Origin of the sequence: Enterobacter cloacae complex sp. P2B, assembly GCF_014895985.1 — a bacterium.
In the GTDB taxonomy this organism is placed as follows: Bacteria; Pseudomonadota; Gammaproteobacteria; order Enterobacterales; family Enterobacteriaceae; genus Enterobacter; species Enterobacter bugandensis.
Genome location: NZ_JADBQQ010000011.1, coordinates 213,770 through 229,875 on the forward strand (window position 1 = coordinate 213,770; position 16,106 = coordinate 229,875).

At 57.3% G+C, this 16,106-nt stretch carries 14 protein-coding genes and 1 pseudogene; 4 read left to right on the forward strand and 11 right to left on the reverse strand.

Going from position 1 to position 16,106, the window contains the following annotated elements; translation table 11 throughout:
• Window positions 1–25 precede the first annotated feature (25 nt).
• The 8 genes and pseudogenes from IM313_RS11120 to IM313_RS11160 all read right to left on the reverse strand — a co-directional run bounded on the left by IM313_RS11120 (window position 26) and on the right by IM313_RS11160 (window position 8,184).
• Window positions 26–913 (reverse strand): ABC transporter substrate-binding protein, encoded by an 888-nt coding sequence (locus IM313_RS11120; protein ID WP_088205498.1) that lies wholly within the window; start codon window positions 911–913, stop codon window positions 26–28.
• Window positions 914–922: 9 nt separating this feature from the next.
• Entirely contained in the window at window positions 923–1,696 is a 774-nt protein-coding gene (locus IM313_RS11125) for an amino acid ABC transporter ATP-binding protein (protein ID WP_023292311.1), read from the reverse strand.
• On the reverse strand, window positions 1,680–2,606 hold the full coding sequence (locus IM313_RS11130) for an amino acid ABC transporter permease (RefSeq protein WP_192971129.1): 927 nt from the start codon (window positions 2,604–2,606) through the stop codon (window positions 1,680–1,682). Before IM313_RS11130 ends, IM313_RS11125 begins: the two co-directional genes overlap by 17 nt.
• A gap of 9 nt (window positions 2,607–2,615) precedes the next feature.
• Complete coding sequence (locus tag IM313_RS11135; RefSeq protein WP_192971130.1) at window positions 2,616–3,125, reverse strand: GNAT family N-acetyltransferase; 510 nt, start codon at window positions 3,123–3,125, stop codon at window positions 2,616–2,618.
• A 9-nt stretch (window positions 3,126–3,134) separates the two neighbouring features.
• Window positions 3,135–5,398 (reverse strand): annotated as a pseudogene (locus tag IM313_RS22555) (NtaA/DmoA family FMN-dependent monooxygenase).
• A gap of 16 nt (window positions 5,399–5,414) precedes the next feature.
• Entirely contained in the window at window positions 5,415–6,536 is a 1,122-nt protein-coding gene (locus IM313_RS11150; RefSeq protein ID WP_028013282.1) for an amidohydrolase, read from the reverse strand.
• A complete protein-coding gene (locus IM313_RS11155) occupies window positions 6,533–7,534 on the reverse strand; it encodes an LLM class flavin-dependent oxidoreductase (RefSeq protein ID WP_192971132.1) in 1,002 nt (333 codons plus the stop codon). Before IM313_RS11155 ends, IM313_RS11150 begins: the two co-directional genes overlap by 4 nt.
• Before the next feature lie 110 nt (window positions 7,535–7,644).
• Window positions 7,645–8,184, reverse strand: coding sequence for an AAA family ATPase (locus tag IM313_RS11160; protein WP_028013284.1), 540 nt, complete (start codon window positions 8,182–8,184; stop codon window positions 7,645–7,647).
• Between the two features lie 62 nt (window positions 8,185–8,246).
• On the opposite strand from IM313_RS11160, the gene IM313_RS11165 reads away from it, so the two are divergent.
• Window positions 8,247–8,390, forward strand: a complete 144-nt coding sequence (locus IM313_RS11165) for a hypothetical protein (RefSeq protein WP_154818592.1) — start codon at window positions 8,247–8,249, stop codon at window positions 8,388–8,390.
• Here the strand turns inward: IM313_RS11165 and IM313_RS11170 are convergent.
• Window positions 8,387–8,785 carry a cupin domain-containing protein gene (locus tag IM313_RS11170; protein WP_045260619.1) on the reverse strand — a complete coding sequence of 133 codons (399 nt, stop codon included), beginning with the start codon at window positions 8,783–8,785 and terminating at the stop codon, window positions 8,387–8,389. The genes IM313_RS11165 and IM313_RS11170 overlap by 4 nt on opposite strands.
• 108 nt (window positions 8,786–8,893) lie before the next feature.
• Here IM313_RS11170 and IM313_RS11175 point away from each other — a divergent pair, with 108 nt between their 5' ends.
• Both IM313_RS11175 and ansP read left to right on the forward strand, forming a co-directional pair.
• Window positions 8,894–9,781 (forward strand): LysR family transcriptional regulator, encoded by an 888-nt coding sequence (locus IM313_RS11175; protein ID WP_192971133.1) that lies wholly within the window; start codon window positions 8,894–8,896, stop codon window positions 9,779–9,781.
• Window positions 9,782–10,112: 331 nt separating this feature from the next.
• Window positions 10,113–11,609 carry an L-asparagine permease gene (ansP, locus tag IM313_RS11180; protein ID WP_028013287.1) on the forward strand — a complete coding sequence of 499 codons (1,497 nt, stop codon included), beginning with the start codon at window positions 10,113–10,115 and terminating at the stop codon, window positions 11,607–11,609.
• A 51-nt stretch (window positions 11,610–11,660) separates the two neighbouring features.
• Here the strand turns inward: ansP and IM313_RS11185 are convergent, their stop codons facing one another.
• Window positions 11,661–12,722 carry a YncE family protein gene (locus tag IM313_RS11185; RefSeq protein ID WP_192971134.1) on the reverse strand — a complete coding sequence of 354 codons (1,062 nt, stop codon included), beginning with the start codon at window positions 12,720–12,722 and terminating at the stop codon, window positions 11,661–11,663.
• A 243-nt stretch (window positions 12,723–12,965) separates the two neighbouring features.
• On the opposite strand from IM313_RS11185, the gene pqqU reads away from it, so the two are divergent.
• Window positions 12,966–15,080 (forward strand): TonB-dependent receptor PqqU, encoded by a 2,115-nt coding sequence (pqqU, locus tag IM313_RS11190; RefSeq protein WP_041909791.1) that lies wholly within the window; start codon window positions 12,966–12,968, stop codon window positions 15,078–15,080.
• 119 nt (window positions 15,081–15,199) lie between these two features.
• On the opposite strand, the gene IM313_RS11195 is transcribed toward pqqU, so the two are convergent.
• Window positions 15,200–15,868: a GntR family transcriptional regulator gene (locus tag IM313_RS11195; protein ID WP_028013290.1), complete on the reverse strand. Its 669-nt coding sequence runs from the start codon at window positions 15,866–15,868 to the stop codon at window positions 15,200–15,202.
• Window positions 15,869–16,106: the final 238 nt, after the last annotated feature.

The following is a 16,106-nucleotide window of genomic DNA, read 5'->3' on the forward strand; positions in this document are numbered from 1 at the left end:
TGAAAATCCTAAGTGTAGAGCACCATTAGTAGGTTATCCCAGGCGGGTTGACCTCCGATTGCGCCACCGCTTCGCCCTGTTCGCCCCAGCGCGCCAGCACTTTCTGGTACTCTCCGCGCTCAATCGCCCCGTTCAGCGCGGCCTGCAGCGCGTACACCAGCCCATTGCCTTTTTTGGTCGTGGTGGCGACATAAGCTTTTTTCGGACCTAAACCGACCACGCGGGTTTTGCCGGTGAGCGCCGCTTTGTAAGCTGAAACCGACTGAGGGCCAAAGAACACGTCCGCCCTGCCGGACTGGATATAGAGATTGCCCGAGGCATCGTCGTGGAGATAGACCGGCAGCGCAGGCGCTCGCCCCGCCTTTTTATTCTCTTCGTTCCAGCCCAGCAGGATGCGCTCCTGATTGGTGCCCGAGCCGACAATCACCTTTTTTCCGGCCAGATCTTCCGCGCTTTTGATTGATTGAATCTCGCTGGTGGACTTCACCGAAAACGCCAACGAATCGACGCGGTAGGTCGCAAAATCAAACTTCTCTTTACGCTGTTCGGTCACCGCAATGTTCACCAGCGCCACGTCGTAGCGCCCGGAAGCGATGCCCAGTGGCCAGTCTTCCCACGCCGTTGGCACCAGCTTTAGCTTCAGCCCCAGGCTGCCCGCCAGCAGGCGGGCGATATCCGGGTCGCTGCCAATCCGCGTGCGGTTATCGCTGGCCAGCAGCGCCAGCGGCGGGGAGTTCAGCATCGAGACGGCGACCGTCAGCGTACCCGGCTCAACGAATTTATAACCGGCGGGGATCTTCGCCACGGCCTGCCGATCCACCGTCACCGGCAGCGGCTGCTCGTTGGCTTTCAGATCGATGCTGGCGTGGCTTGCCGTTGTGAAGACCAGCCCCGCCAGAAGTCCGTATTTCATCTGCGCTCCTTACAGCACTTTTGACAGGAACTGGCGCGTTCGCGCATGCGACGGACGGTTCAATACCGCGTCGCTGCTGCCCTGCTCCACGATTTTCCCGTCGACCATAAACACCACCTGATCCGCCACCTCGCGGGCAAAGCCGATCTCGTGGGTGACCACCACCAGCGTAGTGCCGGACCGGGCCAGTTTTTTGATCACGTCCAGCACCTCTCCCACCAGCTCCGGATCCAGCGCCGAGGTAGGTTCATCAAACAGCATCACGCGGGGGCGTAACGCCAGCGCGCGGGCAATCGCAATGCGCTGCTGCTGCCCGCCGGAGAGATGGCGAGACCAGGCATCGGCTTTATCCCGCAGCCCGACCACATCCAGCAGGCTGTATGCCCTTTCCACCGCCTCTTTTTTGCTGAGCTTCTTATGCGCGATGGGCGCCTCAATCAGGTTTTCCAGCACCGTGAGGTGAGGAAAGAGATTGAAGTTCTGAAACACATAGCCCACGTTGACGCGCTGCTTGAGGATCTCTTTCTCCTTCAGCTCATAGAGCTTGTCGCCCTGACGACGGTAGCCAATGTAGTCCCCGTCGATCTGAATAAAGCCTTCGTCGACGCGCTCCAGATGGTTAATGGTGCGCAGCAGCGTCGATTTGCCCGAGCCTGAGGGCCCGAGAATGACCGTCACGGAACCGGGCGGGATCTCAAGCGAAACGTTGTCGAGCGCCTTATGGCGACCAAAATACTTGCTGACGCCGGTAATCGAGATATGTCCTTCAGGAGAGGCTTGCATGGATAGGCTCCTGTGATGGCGTGGTGGTGACGGAACGGGTGCGACGGGCGGCACGGTTCTGATTAACCGCAGAGCGGCGTTCGCTGCGGGCGAGTGCGCGTTCAACACCGTACTGAATAGCGGACAAGACGGTGGTAATCACCAGATACCAGGCGGCACCGACCATCAGCAACGGGATCACCTCCTGGGTACGGTTGTAGATCATCTGGATGGTATAGAACAGCTCCGGCATTGCCAGGACGTAGACCATCGCCGTTCCCTTGGCGAGGCTGATAATTTCATTGAACCCGGACGGCAGAATGGTGCGCAACGCCTGAGGCAGGATTATCCGCACCGTACGTCGCCAGGCCGGCAGGCCAAGCGCGGCGGCGGCCTCATACTGCCCGTGATCGACGCCGAGGAATCCACCGCGAATGATCTCGGCGGTATAGGCGCTCTGCACCAGCGTTAGCCCCACCACGGCAGTGGAGAACTGCCCGAGCACGTTAATGGTCTCAAAGCTGCCCCAGCTAATGCTGGTGAACGGCACGCCGAGGGAGAGCGTGTCGTAGAGATAGGAAAAGTTGTAGAGAATGATCAGCACCACGATCAGCGGCAGCGAGCGAAACAGCCAGATATAGCCCCACGCCAGGCTGCTCAGCAGCCATGACGAGGAGAGTCTCGCCAGCGCCAGCATGCCGCCCAACACCACGCTCAGCGCGGTACCGATCAGGGTAAGCAGCAGAGTCTGTCCTACGCCTTCGAGAATAACCGGGTCAAAGAACCAGCGGGCAAACACCGCCCACTCCCAGCGCGGGTTGAAAGCGACGGACTGGATCACGACCGCCAGGACAAACAGCGCGACCGCGGCGCCGACGGTCCGCAGCGGATAACGCGCCGGGACCACCTTAATGGTTTCAACGTTGCTCATCGTCGTTCCTCATGCGGTTTTACTGAACGCTTCGCGTACCAGCGTTTTAGTGAAGCGCAGCCGACCGTCAAACGGCGGCTGGCTGTACTCTTCCGGATCCCGGTTCAGATCAAACTGTGGCTGGTAGCCCTGGCTGAGATAGAGCCTGACCGCTTCCGGCTGGCGAAAACCGGTTGTCAGGTAGATCTGGCTGTAACCTGCCAGCACCGCCCTGCGCTCCAGCTCCTGCACTACGCGTCCGGCAAGCCCCTGCTGACGCAGGGTTTTGTCCGTCCAGATGCGCTTGATTTCCGCAGTGCGTTCGTCGAAGGGTTTGTACGCACCGGTGGCGATGATTTTTCCTTCACGCTCCAGGACGATAAACAGCCCCTGCGGCGCTAAATACCACTCGGTGAGTTCCACTTCCGCGTCTTTAGAGAAGTAGTCACCGTAGCGGGCGGCATATTCACCGAACAGCCCCTCGATAATGGGCTGAAGTTCGGCATCTTCCGGTGAAACGTCACGAAATTGTTCACGCATAGCGCCTCCTTAATCACCCAGGCCATCAGGATTCACTTCTGACTGCGGAATACGCTCAACGCCTTCCCCCCAGCGGTTCAGCACTTTGTCGTAATCGCCGTTTTTGATGACGCCGTTCAGCGCGGTTTGCACCGGCTCAACCAGCCCGCTGCCTTTCTTCAGCGTCACCGCAATGTGCGCCGCCTTCGGCCAGCCGCCGTCGACGCTGCCCACCAGTTTGGTTTTCCCGTTCAGCGCCGCCTTCCATGCGCCAATCACGTTCGGGCCAAAGTAGGCATCCGCGCGCCCGGACTGGAGCGCCAGCGTTTGCGCCGCATCGTCTTTGGTGTAGATCGGGGTAAACGGTTTTAGCCCCTTCTTCAGGTTTTCAGCATTCCATGCCAGCAGGATGGCCTCCTGATTGGTCCCGGAACCAACGATAATCCGCAGCCCGGCGATGTCCTCAGCCTTCTGAAGCGATTCGATCGGGCTGGTCGATTTCACGTAGAAACCGAGGGAGTCCTTACGGTAGGTGGCGAAATCAAACTTCTCTTTGCGCGCTTTGGTAACGGTAATGTTGCTGATGGCGGCATCGTATTTCCCGGACGCCACGCCCAGCGGCCAGTCTTCCCACGACGTTGGCACCACGTTCAACTCAAGTCCGAGGCTGTCGGCCACCAGACGGGCGACGTCAACTTCACTCCCGAGCAGCGTTTTGTTGTCGTCGGAAAATACCGTCAGCGGCGGTTGATTGAGGCCCGCCACCGCCACGGTAAATTTCCCCGGCACGGCGAAGCGATAATCTTTCGGCAGCTGCGCCACTGCATCGCTGTTTTTGGCGGTATTGATCGGCGTTTTATTGGCCTCGATGCTCACGCCGGTGCCGTTAATGTTCACATTCTCTGCCCAGACGGCAGGGGTAAAGGCCAGCGCGAGCGCCAGAATAAGCGATGTTTTCTGCATAGCGGAGTTCTCTTTTATTGTTGTGTGAACTGGTTTTTCGGTTGGTCTAAGCCAAGGCTTTCGCGCAGCGTGGTTCCCGGGTAGTCGGTGCGGAACAGGCCGCGGGCCTGTAAAACGGGCACCACCTGGTCAACAAAGCGCGGAAAGGTATCCGGCGTACCGCCCTGGATGATGAAGCCGTCTGCGGCATAGCCTTCAAACCAGGCCTGCAGACCGTCGGCGACCTCCTCCGGCGTGCCGGAAAAGCGCGGGCGCGGCGATGCGGCCTCAAGCGCCACCTGGCGCAGGGTTAAGTTGCGCTCGCGGGCATTTCGCTTAATTTCATCGGTGGTGCTGCGGAAGCTGTTTTTGCCTAAGTCACCGATATCCGGGAACGGCTCGTCGAGCGGATACTGGCTGAAATCGTGATGTTCAAAATAACGCCCGAGGTAATTGAGGGCATCGGTAACCGACACCAGCGCCGCCGTGGTTTGATACTGGTTTTCCACGTCATCGGCGTCTTTACCGACAATCACGCTGACGCCCTGGAAGATATGTAAATCTGACGAGCGGCGGCCGTTTGTTTCCAGCTGCTGCTTAACGTCGCGGTAAAACGCTTTTGCCTCGTCGAGCGTTTCGTGATGCGTGAAGATGGCGTCGGCATGTTTTGCCGCCAGCTTTTTCCCGTCGTCCGACGCGCCCGCCTGAAAAACAATCGGACGCCCTTGCGGGGTGCGACCAATATTCAGCGGACCGGCGACCTGGAAGAAGTCACCGTGGTGATCGAGGGTATGCAGCCTGGCCGGGTCAAAAAACTGCCCACTCTCTTTGTTGCGAATAAACGCGTCGCCTTCCCAGGAGTCCCACAGCCCTTTCACCACGTCGAGATACTCATCCGCAATGCGATAGCGCAGCGCATGCTCGGGGTGTTTTTCGCGAGAGAAGTTCTTTGCCGACCCTTCCAGCGGCGAAGTCACTACGTTCCAGCCCGCACGTCCGTTGCTCAGATGATCGAGGCTGGCGAACTGGCGCGCCGTGGTAAAGGGTTCGCTGTAGGAGGTGGATAACGTTCCCACCAGCCCCAGACGCGTGGTGATGCTTGCCAGCGCGGATAATACCGTTAACGGCTCAAAGCGGTTTAAAAAATGCGGAATGGATTTCTCATTTATATAAAGACCGTCGGCAACGAATAAAAAATCGAGTTTGCCCTCCTCCGCTTTTAACGCCGTCTCTTTTACAAATTCAAAATTAATGCTGGCATCCGCGACCGCCGCCGGATGACGCCAGGCGGACATATTGCCCGATGCACCATGCAAAATGGTCCCAAGCCGCAGTTGACGATGTGCAGACATATTTACCTCTCCAGAATTAAACGTGTTGCAGGGCTTTTTCCGCCAGCTGTGCAAAATAGCGGGCTGCGGGCTCAATCAGGGCTTCGTCAGGATTAAACGCCGGGTGGTGTAAACCATACGGGCTGTTGCTGCCGATGCTGACAAACGCGCCGGGAACAGACTGCAGGTAGACCGCAAAATCTTCCCCGCCCATATGCAGTTCCGCGTGCCGGGTTTCATAACCGGCCTCACGCGCGACCGAGGTGGCGAAGTCGGCCCAGCGCTCGTCGTTCACCAGCGCGGTGGGCCCGGCATACCAGGTGATGTCGATCTGCGCGCTGAAGGCGCTGGCAAACCCGGCGGCAATTTCGCCCACGCGGGCCTTCACGTTCTGCTGCACCTCCGTGCGGTGGGTGCGAAGCGTGCCCTCCAGCTCGACGCTTTCGGGCAGCACGTTCCAGGTGTTACCCCCTGCGATGCGCGTCACGCTCAGCACCACCGAATCCAGCGTGTTGACGTTGCGGCTGGCGACGCTTTGCAGCGCCGTCACCAGTTGGCTCGCCAGCACAATGGCGTCGTTGCCTTCGTGCGGGCGGGCCGCATGTGCGCCCTTGCCGGTGATGCGGATCACGAAGCGATCGACGTTGGCATAAAACGGTCCGCCGCGGGTGGCGAACTCACCGACCGGCAGGCCCGGCTCGTTGTGCATACCGAAAATGGCGCTGACGTCACGCAGGGCACCGGCACGCACCATGCTCTTCGCACCGCCAAAGTTCTCTTCGGCAGGTTGAAACAGGATACGCACCCTGCCGTTAAGTGAGGCTTCCCGCTCTTTGAGCTTTAACGCGGCGCCGAGGATCACGCTGGTGTGGATATCGTGTCCGCAGGCGTGCATCACGCCTGCATGCTGCGAGCTAAACGGCACGCCGCTGCGCTCTTCAATTGGCAGGGCATCAATGTCTGCCCGCAGCGCAATCAGCTTGCTACCGGTTCCAATTTCCGCCACCAGACCGGTCGGCAGATCGTAAGGCTGTGGGGGAATACCGGCATTCGTCAGCCACTGGCGCAGGCGCGCGGTGGTCTCCACTTCCTGGCCGGACAGCTCCGGGTTCCGGTGCAGCTCACGACGCCAGGCAATCAGTTGTTCGCCGAAGCTCATACGGTGACCTCCCTGTTAAGACGCGCCTCGGCCAGCAGACGCAGAGACGCGACGCGCGTTGCCCCCTCCGCGACCGGCGTGTCGATGATAAATTCGTCAATGCCCCACTGTTCGTGCAGCGCGTTAAGCTGTTCCAGCACCGACTCAGCTGTTCCCGCCAGCAGCGACTGGGCCCGACGGGCAATGCGTACCGGCTCGCTCCCCGCCTGACGGGCAAAGGCGTAGGCCTGCTCCTCACTGGCGACGGTTACGCGCTGGCCGTTTGCCAGCTCAACGCCCCACACTTCGACCTTCTGCGCCAGCGCGTCCGCTTCGGCCTGGGTCGGCGCGACAACCGCCTGCACCGCCACAATCACCTCCCGCGCGCTGTTCTTCCGCCAGATCGATACCACCTCGCGCAGCAGCTCCGGATCGCCGTTCAGGTGTGCGGCAAAGACGAAGTGCCAGTCGAGCGATGCGGCGAGCAGCGCGCTTTCGGGGCTGGCCCCCAGCAGGAAACCTTGTGCAGGGACCGGCGGCAACGGCGTGGCACGAACGGCCTCTTCCGCCGACTGGTTTTCAGGACGGATCCAGCGATCGAGCTGGTCCAGCTGTTCGGCAAAGCTGCCCTTTTCCTGCTGATTCAGGCCCTGCTGAAGCGCGCGGGTTGAGAGCGGCAAACCACCGGGGGCTTTCCCGACGCCCAGATCCACGCGACCCGGCGCCAGCGCGGCCAGAACGTTAAAGTTTTCAGCGACTTTATAGGGGCTGTAGTGTTGAAGCATGACGCCGCCAGAGCCCACGCGGATGCGCTTTGTTTGCCCGAGGATCCAGGCAATCAGCAGCTCCGGCGAAGGGCTAGCAAGATGGGGAGTGTTGTGGTGTTCGGCAATCCAGAAGCGGTGATAGCCCAGATTTTCTGCCTGTTGCGCCAGCGCTAACGTCCGCGCCAGCGCATCGGCAGCCGTTTCATTTTCAGCGATGGGGCTTTTATCCAGAATGCTGATTCGCCATGACATGTTGCGTTCTCGTTTGACTTAACATGTCGACATTATTAAAGGCGTATTTCACCACTGAGAAACAATTAATTTACATTTGGTTTGCCGGAAATCAGATATATAAAACCCTACTAAGAATAAGATTTTAAGGCGGCAATCAGCGTTTCCGCCTGCCCGCGGCGGGTAATATGGACGAAGCGGATATGCCCATATTGCGGGTTTTGCAGATCGGCTTCATAACGCGTGCGGTTGTTACGCCACGTTTTCATCGTCCAGATGAGAATCGACTCTTTACTGAAGAACGCGCGCCGGAAACTCTCTTTGTTCCCGGTTCCGGGCCAAAGCTCGTGTTTATGCCAGGCCCGTTTGATTGCCCTGTTGACGGCCTGCCAGAGGGTGCGGACAAACCCATAATCCACCCACACGACAACGTCTACATTACGCCATTTAACGGGCCGCGTGCGGTTATAGTTGCCGTCGAGTACCCAGTCTGGCGACGCCTGTAGCACCTGCTCAAGCTTTTCCTGAAACTCATCGTCCGGCGTTCCCTGCCATTCGGGTCGCCAGTAGAGTCTGTCCATCTCGATATAGGGAATAGCCAGTTCGGTCGCAATCTGCTTCGCCAGCGTGCTTTTTCCACTTCCGCTGGTTCCGATGACGTTAATTTTCACCTCAGCCTCCCTGTATTTACGAAAATGAGACCGAATCATAACGTTTTCATTCTGTTAACGAAATGCTTCCTGGTATTACCGCGGCGGTGTTACTCTCCTGTCTGGCAGTCTATTTATTCCCTGAGAAACGTCTGCAGCTGGCCAGTCTGGTGCTGCTGTTTGATCAACCGCGCCTGCAGCAGGCGATTGCCGTTTTTGGCGGTTAGCCGTTCGGGTACTGTTCGTCGGTCACTTTTTCCAGCCACGTTACCGGGCTGCCGTTTACCGCTTCGGCGATGGCGATATGCGTCATCGCCGTTTGCGCACTTGCGCCGTGCCAGTGCTTCACGCCGGGTGGGATCCAGGCGATATCGCCCTGATTCAGGATTTCCGCCTCTTCGCCCCACGCCTGTAACCAGCCGCGCCCCTGCGTCACAATCAGCGTTTGTCCCAGGGGATGCGTATGCCAGGCCGTGCGCGCCCCCGGCTCAAAGGTCACGGTTGCCCCGCCGACGCTGGCAGGTTCGCTCGCCTGAAAGGGCGCGTCAATGCGAACAGCGCCGGTAAACCAGGCCTCCGGGCCTGTTGCTGAAGGTAATGAACCGCTGCGGATAATTTTCATCTTTTGCTCCTTGTTGACTGTTGCGTTAACAGTAGCGCAAAGCATTCTGGAGCATTAGGGTACATAATGAGATAGAACACATGACTCAAATTCATAAATAGAACCGCAATGCTAAAAGATAATTTCAACGACCTGCTCTCCTTTATGGTAGTGGCCCGCGAGCGCAGCTTTACGCGCGCAGCGGCGCAGCTGGGCGTCTCGCAATCGGCACTGAGTCATGCGATGCGCAAGCTTGAAGCGCGATTAGACGTTCGCCTGTTAACCCGCACAACCCGCAGCGTGGTTCCGACACCCGCGGGTGAGCAGCTCTTTTCGCGCCTCAGCCCGCATCTGCAGGAGATCGAACAGGAACTCACGGCGCTTTGCAGCACCCGCGACAAACCCGCAGGCGCTATCCGCATCGTCGCCGGCGAGCACGCGATGAACGCCGTGCTCTGGCCGGCACTGAAGGCTTTTATGCTGCAGTATCCTGAAATCAACGTCGAAGTGACGGTCGACAACGGCCTGACAGATATCGTCGATGGCCGCTTCGACGCGGGGGTACGCCTGGGTGAACAGGTGGCAAAAGATATGATTGCGGTGCGGATAGCGCCGGACATGCGCATGGCGGTCGTCGGCTCCCCGGATTACCTGGCTCGTTTTGGCGTGCCGCTCGTGCCGGAGCAGCTGGGTGAACACCGCTGTATCAATCTCCGCCTGCCCACCCGAGGGGCAGTGTATGACTGGGAGTTTGAGCGCGACGGGCGCGAGCTTCGGGTGCGGGTTGAAGGACAGCTTACACTGAGTAATCTGTCGCAGCGCATCGACGCGGCGGAGAGTGGCCTCGGATTAGCCTACGTGCCCGAGTCCTCGGTCCTGGACGCCCTTCAGTACGGACGGCTCGTCAGGGTCCTTGAGTCCTGGTGCCCCACGTTTGAAGGATATCACCTCTATTATCCAAGCCGTCGACAGCACACAACCGCGTTCAGGTTGCTTCTCGATGCCCTGCGGCAGTAAAAATTTATACCATCTGGTAATAATTAAGGGAATCTGATGATTAAATAAACAACGTCGCGATTGTTTTGACTAAAAACTCATCACGATTCAGCGTGTTGTGATCCCCCTCTGCTCTGACCACACGATTTCCTTCGACGTGCATCACTTTCGGCACGGTTATATTTTGCGTCGCTTATCAATTGCAGGTAGGATGCCTCGCCATGTTTCGCCTTATCCATACGCAGAATGACTGGGAAGGCGGCATGTGTTTGCGCAGAAGCAATCGTTTGTATTGCGCTCTGCCAGGCAGGACTATCACGATAATGGTTCAGACAGGCAAACAGGTAACTCAATGAAAACAAGCAATAAAAGCGCAGCCGATCATCACGCTGCGAAACGTCGCTGGTTGAACTCCCACGAAGAGGGCTACCACAAAGCGATGGGCAACCGTCAGGTTCAAATGATCGCCATCGGCGGCGCTATCGGAACGGGTCTGTTTTTAGGTGCTGGCGCGCGTCTGCAGATGGCGGGCCCGGCTCTCGCCCTGGTCTATCTGGTGTGCGGGATCTTCTCTTTCTTCATTCTTCGCGCGCTGGGTGAACTGGTACTGCATCGCCCTTCCAGCGGAAGCTTCGTCTCTTACGCCCGAGAATTCCTCGGTGAAAAAGCCGCCTACGTGGCAGGCTGGATGTACTTCGTCAACTGGGCGATGACCGGTATCGTCGATATCACCGCCGTTGCGCTGTATATGCACTACTGGGGCGCGTTCGGTGATGTGCCGCAGTGGGTCTTTGCCCTTGGCGCGCTGGCGATCGTCGGCACCATGAACATGATCGGCGTGAAGTGGTTCGCCGAGATGGAGTTCTGGTTTGCGCTGGTCAAAGTGCTCGCCATTGTGATTTTCCTGGTGGTCGGTACCGTCTTCCTCGGCAGCGGCAAGCCGCTGGACGGCAATGCTACCGGCTTCCACCTGATAACCGATAACGGCGGTTTCTTCCCGCACGGTCTGCTGCCTGCGCTGGTTCTGGTGCAGGGCGTGGTGTTTGCCTTTGCCTCTATTGAGCTGGTCGGTACCGCTGCGGGCGAATGTAAAGACCCACAAACGATGGTGCCAAAAGCCATTAACAGCGTGATCTGGCGTATCGGTCTGTTCTACGTCGGCTCCGTGGTGCTGCTGGTTCTGCTGCTGCCGTGGAACGCCTATCAGGCCGGCCAGAGCCCGTTCGTCACCTTCTTCTCGAAGCTCGGCGTGCCTTACGTGGGCAGCATCATGAACATCGTGGTGCTGACGGCGGCGCTCTCCAGCCTGAACTCCGGACTTTACTCTACCGGGCGTATCCTGCGCTCCATGTCGATGGGCGGTTCAGCGCCGAAGTTCATGTCGAAGATGAGCAAGCAGCACGTGCCTTACGCAGGCATTCTTGCCACGCTGGTGGTGTATGTCTTCGGCGTTTTCCTGAACTATCTGGTGCCGTCTCAGGTCTTTGAGATCGTTCTGAACGTGGCCGCACTCGGCATTATCGCTTCCTGGGCCTTTATCGTGGTCTGCCAGATGCGTCTGCGTAAAGCCATTAAAGAAGGCAAAGCCGCAGATATCAGCTTTAAGCTGCCGGGCGCGCCGGTGACCTCCTGGCTCACCCTGCTCTTCCTGTTCAGCGTGCTGGTGCTGATGGCGTTCGACTACCCGAACGGCACCTATACCATCGCCACCATCCCGCTGCTGGCCGTGCTGCTGATCGCTGGCTGGTTCGGCGTGCGTAAGCGCGTTCACGAAATTCACAGCACCGCGCCGGTTCATCCTGACGATGAAAAACACGACGCGCCGCTGGTGGAAGAGACCTCGCGTTAAGCATCAAACAGGTATTAAAAAGGGAAGGCATATGCCTTCCCTTTTTTTATATTACAGCGCGATACGAATCACATCGTCAGGCTGGGTCGCTTCCTGTTGGCGGGTAGATTTCTGCTTCACCGTCACGTAAAGCGTTTTGCCATCCGCAGAGAGCGCCAGGCTGTTCGGGTAGACCGGCGTATCGAACGTTTTCGTCACTTTGTAGGTCTTCGCGTCAATCACGCTCACCTTGCCGGCCTCACGGTGCGTCACGTAGGCTTCATTGCGAGCCGGATTAAACAGAACGGCCAGGGATTCAGGCGCGGCGATTTTCTCGATCACGCTGCCGTCTTTCAGGCTCACCGCCAGCACTTCCGGCTGTTTTGAATCGGTCAGGAACGCGCGCTGACCGGCGGTGTCCAGGCTCAGGTTCAGATAGAAGTGCTCTTTTCCGTCGTCCTGCACTTTTTTGCGGCTCAGGATTTTGTTGGTGGCGGTATCAATGGTGACCAGCTCACCGTCTGCATTGGTGGTGTACAGGCGTTTCGCCTTTGCATCCAGCGCCAGACCGGTACTGTATGTGCCGGTGTTGGCAATGGTCTCTTTCAGCTTCAGCTTTGCGCCATCCACGACCCAAATCACGCTCTCTTTGCCGACTCCGGTGATGTAAATCGTGTTGCTCGCGTCATCCGCCACCAGCTGGCGCGGCTGCAGCGGCTTGACGGTTTCACTGCGCTGGCGGCTATCAAGCACCAGTCGCCCTTTCACGTCGCCCGTTTTCGCATCAATGGCCGTCACTGCGCCGTTGATCGTATTACCCAGCCACAGGGTTTGCGTCGCGCCGTCGAGGGTGGCGCCAAACGGTTTGAGATCGCTATGAATGGCCTGCGTCACCTCAAGCGTAGCAGGATCGAGGCGATAGATAACGCCACCCTTGTCGAGTTTACGGCTTTGCGACGTCGCAACCCACAGGGCGTTCTCCTGCTGGCTGACCGCCATTTCATAGGCACCTTTACCCACCGCTTTACGCAGCATCTCTTCGGCGGCATGCGCCTGGAAGGTTCCGGCAAACAGTAAAGCGGCAGACAGCAGAGACGTACTCAGGCGTGGCGAGCTCAGATGGCGTAAAGACATAACAATTCCTTTTTTGAAAATTGGGGGTACTGCTGACATCGCTTCCGGCTGGCAACGTCATGGCATTGCCGTTTTGATAATGAGAATAGTAATCATTAATAAGTTAAAAGTGGAGTTTTTCTTTTCCCTATTGCCTTTCATTAACGCAATGTGCGGTTATAGTTTTCAAAACATTTACAAAACCTTTAACATGTATGGACATGTTCCATTTGGTTCGTTTATACATCACAACCGGTTTTACTCATGAAAATCATATCTGCCCGTAAGGCATCTCTCCCGCTGCTGCTGGTTCCCGTTGTTTTTGCGCCTCTAAGCGCGATGAGCGCAGAGGAACAGACCATGATCGTCAGCGCCACGCCGCAAACCGTATCAGAGCTTGATACTCCGGCGGCGGTCAGCGTCGTGAATGGCGAGGATATGCGCCACGCCGCGCCGCGCATTAATCTCTCCGAATCGCTTGGCAGCGTTCCGGGACTACAGATTCAGAACCGTCAGAACTATGCTCAGGATCTCCAGCTTTCGATGCGCGGGTTTGGTGCCCGCTCAACGTTTGGCGTGCGCGGCATTCGCATGTACGTCGACGGTATTCCAGCCACCATGCCGGACGGACAGGGCCAGACCTCCAACATCGATCTCTCCAGCATTGACAGCGTTGAGGTGCTGCGCGGTCCCTTCTCCGCCCTGTATGGCAACGCCTCTGGCGGCGTGATTAACATCAATACGCAAACCGGGCAGCAGCCGCCGACCATCGAGGCAAGCAGCTATTACGGCAGTTACGGGACATGGCGCTACGGCATGAAAGCCACCGGCGCAATGGGCGATGGCACCCATGCCGGGGACGTGGATTACACCGTATCCACCACCCGCTTCACCACTAAAGGCTACCGCGACCACAGCGGCGCGCGGAAGAATCTCGCTAATGCCAAACTGGGCGTACGCATTGACGATGCCAGCAAGTTAACGCTGATTTTTAACAGCGTGGACATGAAAGCAAACGATCCGGGCGGGCTGAGCTATCAGGAGTGGCAGGATAACCCGCGTCAGTCCCCGCGCGGCGATCAGTACAACACGCGCAAGACCATCAAGCAGACTCAGGCGGGGCTGCGCTACGACCGCCAGCTTAGCGCTCAGGACGATCTCAGCGTGATGATGTACGCCGGCGAGCGTGAAATGACCCAGTACCAGTCGATTCCCTACCAGCCGCAGCTGAGGCCTTCTCACTCCGGCGGCGTGATCGATATGCAGCGTCATTATCAGGGGGTTGATACCCGCTGGACACACCGCGGCGAGCTGCTGGTGCCGGTCACCTTCACCACCGGTCTGAACTATGAAAATATGAGTGAAGATCGTCGCGGGTACGAGAACTTCGTGATGAACAACGGCGTGCCGGATTACGGCGTGAAGGGTGATAAACGCCGGAACGAACGTAACCTGATGTGGAACGTCGACCCTTACCTGCAGACCAGCTGGCAGCTGACGCAGAAACTGTCCGTGGATGCGGGCGTGCGTTATAGCTCGGTCTGGTTTGATTCTAACGACCATTACGTTACGCCGGGCAACGGCGACGACAGCGGTGACGCGAGCTATCACAAGTGGCTCCCGGCGGGCTCCGTGAAGTATGCGGTGACGGACGCGTGGAACCTCTACGCTGCCGCAGGGCGTGGGTTCGAAACGCCAACCATCAACGAGCTTTCGTATCGCGCCGATAACCAGGGCGGCCTGAATATCGGCCTGCAGCCTTCCACGAACAACACGTATGAGGTGGGCAGCAAAACCCGCATTGGCAATGGCCTGCTGACGGCAGCGCTGTTCCGCACCGATACGGATGACGAGATCGTGGTGGATGCCAGCTCTGGTGGCCGCACAAGCTATAAAAATGCCGGAAAGACCCGCCGTCAGGGAGTCGAAGTGTCTCTCGATCAGCAGTTTGCTGAGAACTGGAAGCTGAAAATGGCGTGGACCTACCTTGATGCCACCTACCGGACCAACGTCTGCGGCGACGCGGACTGTAACGGTAACCGTATGCCGGGCATTGCCCGCAATATGGGCTATGCGTCGTTTGGCTGGCAGCCTGAAGAAGGCTGGTACGCGGGCTCGGACGTGCGCTACATGAGCGATATCATGGCCGACGACGAGAACACGGCGAAAGCGCCATCGTACACGGTGGTCGGGCTGAATACCGGGTATAAATTCAACTACGGCAACTGGGGGATGGACGTCTTTGGCCGCGTAGATAACCTGTTCGACAAAGAGTACGTTGGCTCGGTTATTGTCAACGAATCCAACGGGCGTTATTACGAGCCAGCGCCTGGCCGTAACTACGGTGTGGGTCTGTCGGTGTCTTATCGATTCGAGTAACAAATAAGTAAAGTTTATTTTATACCGAAAATAACGATCCTGATGGCAAAATGCCATCAGGAGTTATTCACCAGATAAATAAATAGACGCGGTATATAGTCGCTCTGTTAAATTATCTCTCAGTTAAAATATTGTCGCTGTAAAAGCGTATTCGCTTCATCAATCGATTTTTCAATCGCCTTCTGGCTGGCGTCGACATCCCGGCGTTCCAGGGCTGAAAGCAGTTCGTCATAGTGATACGTCGCTTCCTTAATGTCATTAAGCTCCTGGTGCAGATAGTTAATGCAAGGCCCGATGCGCACCCAAAGCTGTTCAATTAATGCATTCAGCGTGGGCATTTCCGCGTACTGATAAAGCGTAAAGCGGAAGATGCGATTTGCCTGCAATGCCTGCTGAACGTTCCCGTTGCGCATGGCCTCATGAAACGCTTCCGACAATTTGCGCAACGTCTCGATCTTTTGGTCAGACATATTCTGACAGGCTGCGGCAACCGCCATGGGTTCAAGCTGCTTGCGAATAGCGTTGATTTCGTTATAACGGTCCAGCGTCACCTCCGGCACCAGAAATGCCTGTGCTGGCGTGGCATGTAATGCCCCTGCTGACACCAGACGCAGCAGCGCCTCGCGCACTGGGGTAATGCTGGTTCCTAATTTGTCGGCGATCTCTTTCGTAATCAGTCGTGCACCCGGTTTAAGGGAGCCTGTAATTAACGCTCCTTTCAAACTGAGTTCAACTTGCATGGTAAGACTGATCCTTTGGGCTTTTTCTAAGTGATCCAAATCAAGCATGTTCAATTCCTGTAGCTAAAACTTAATGCTATTTTTAAACGCCAGTTTTAATAAAACGACGCTGGTCCGATATATCCTGTATCGTCATGCCTGGTGGTGGGAAGTACGTAAAACAGCAAAAAATGCAAAATGTGTTTTTTTTATCGGTTTCGGGCTCATCCGGGATGATGGCGCGAAAAGCCATGTCCGTTAATTAAAGACAATATATCGTATCTTCACAAATAAATATGGCGGGAAA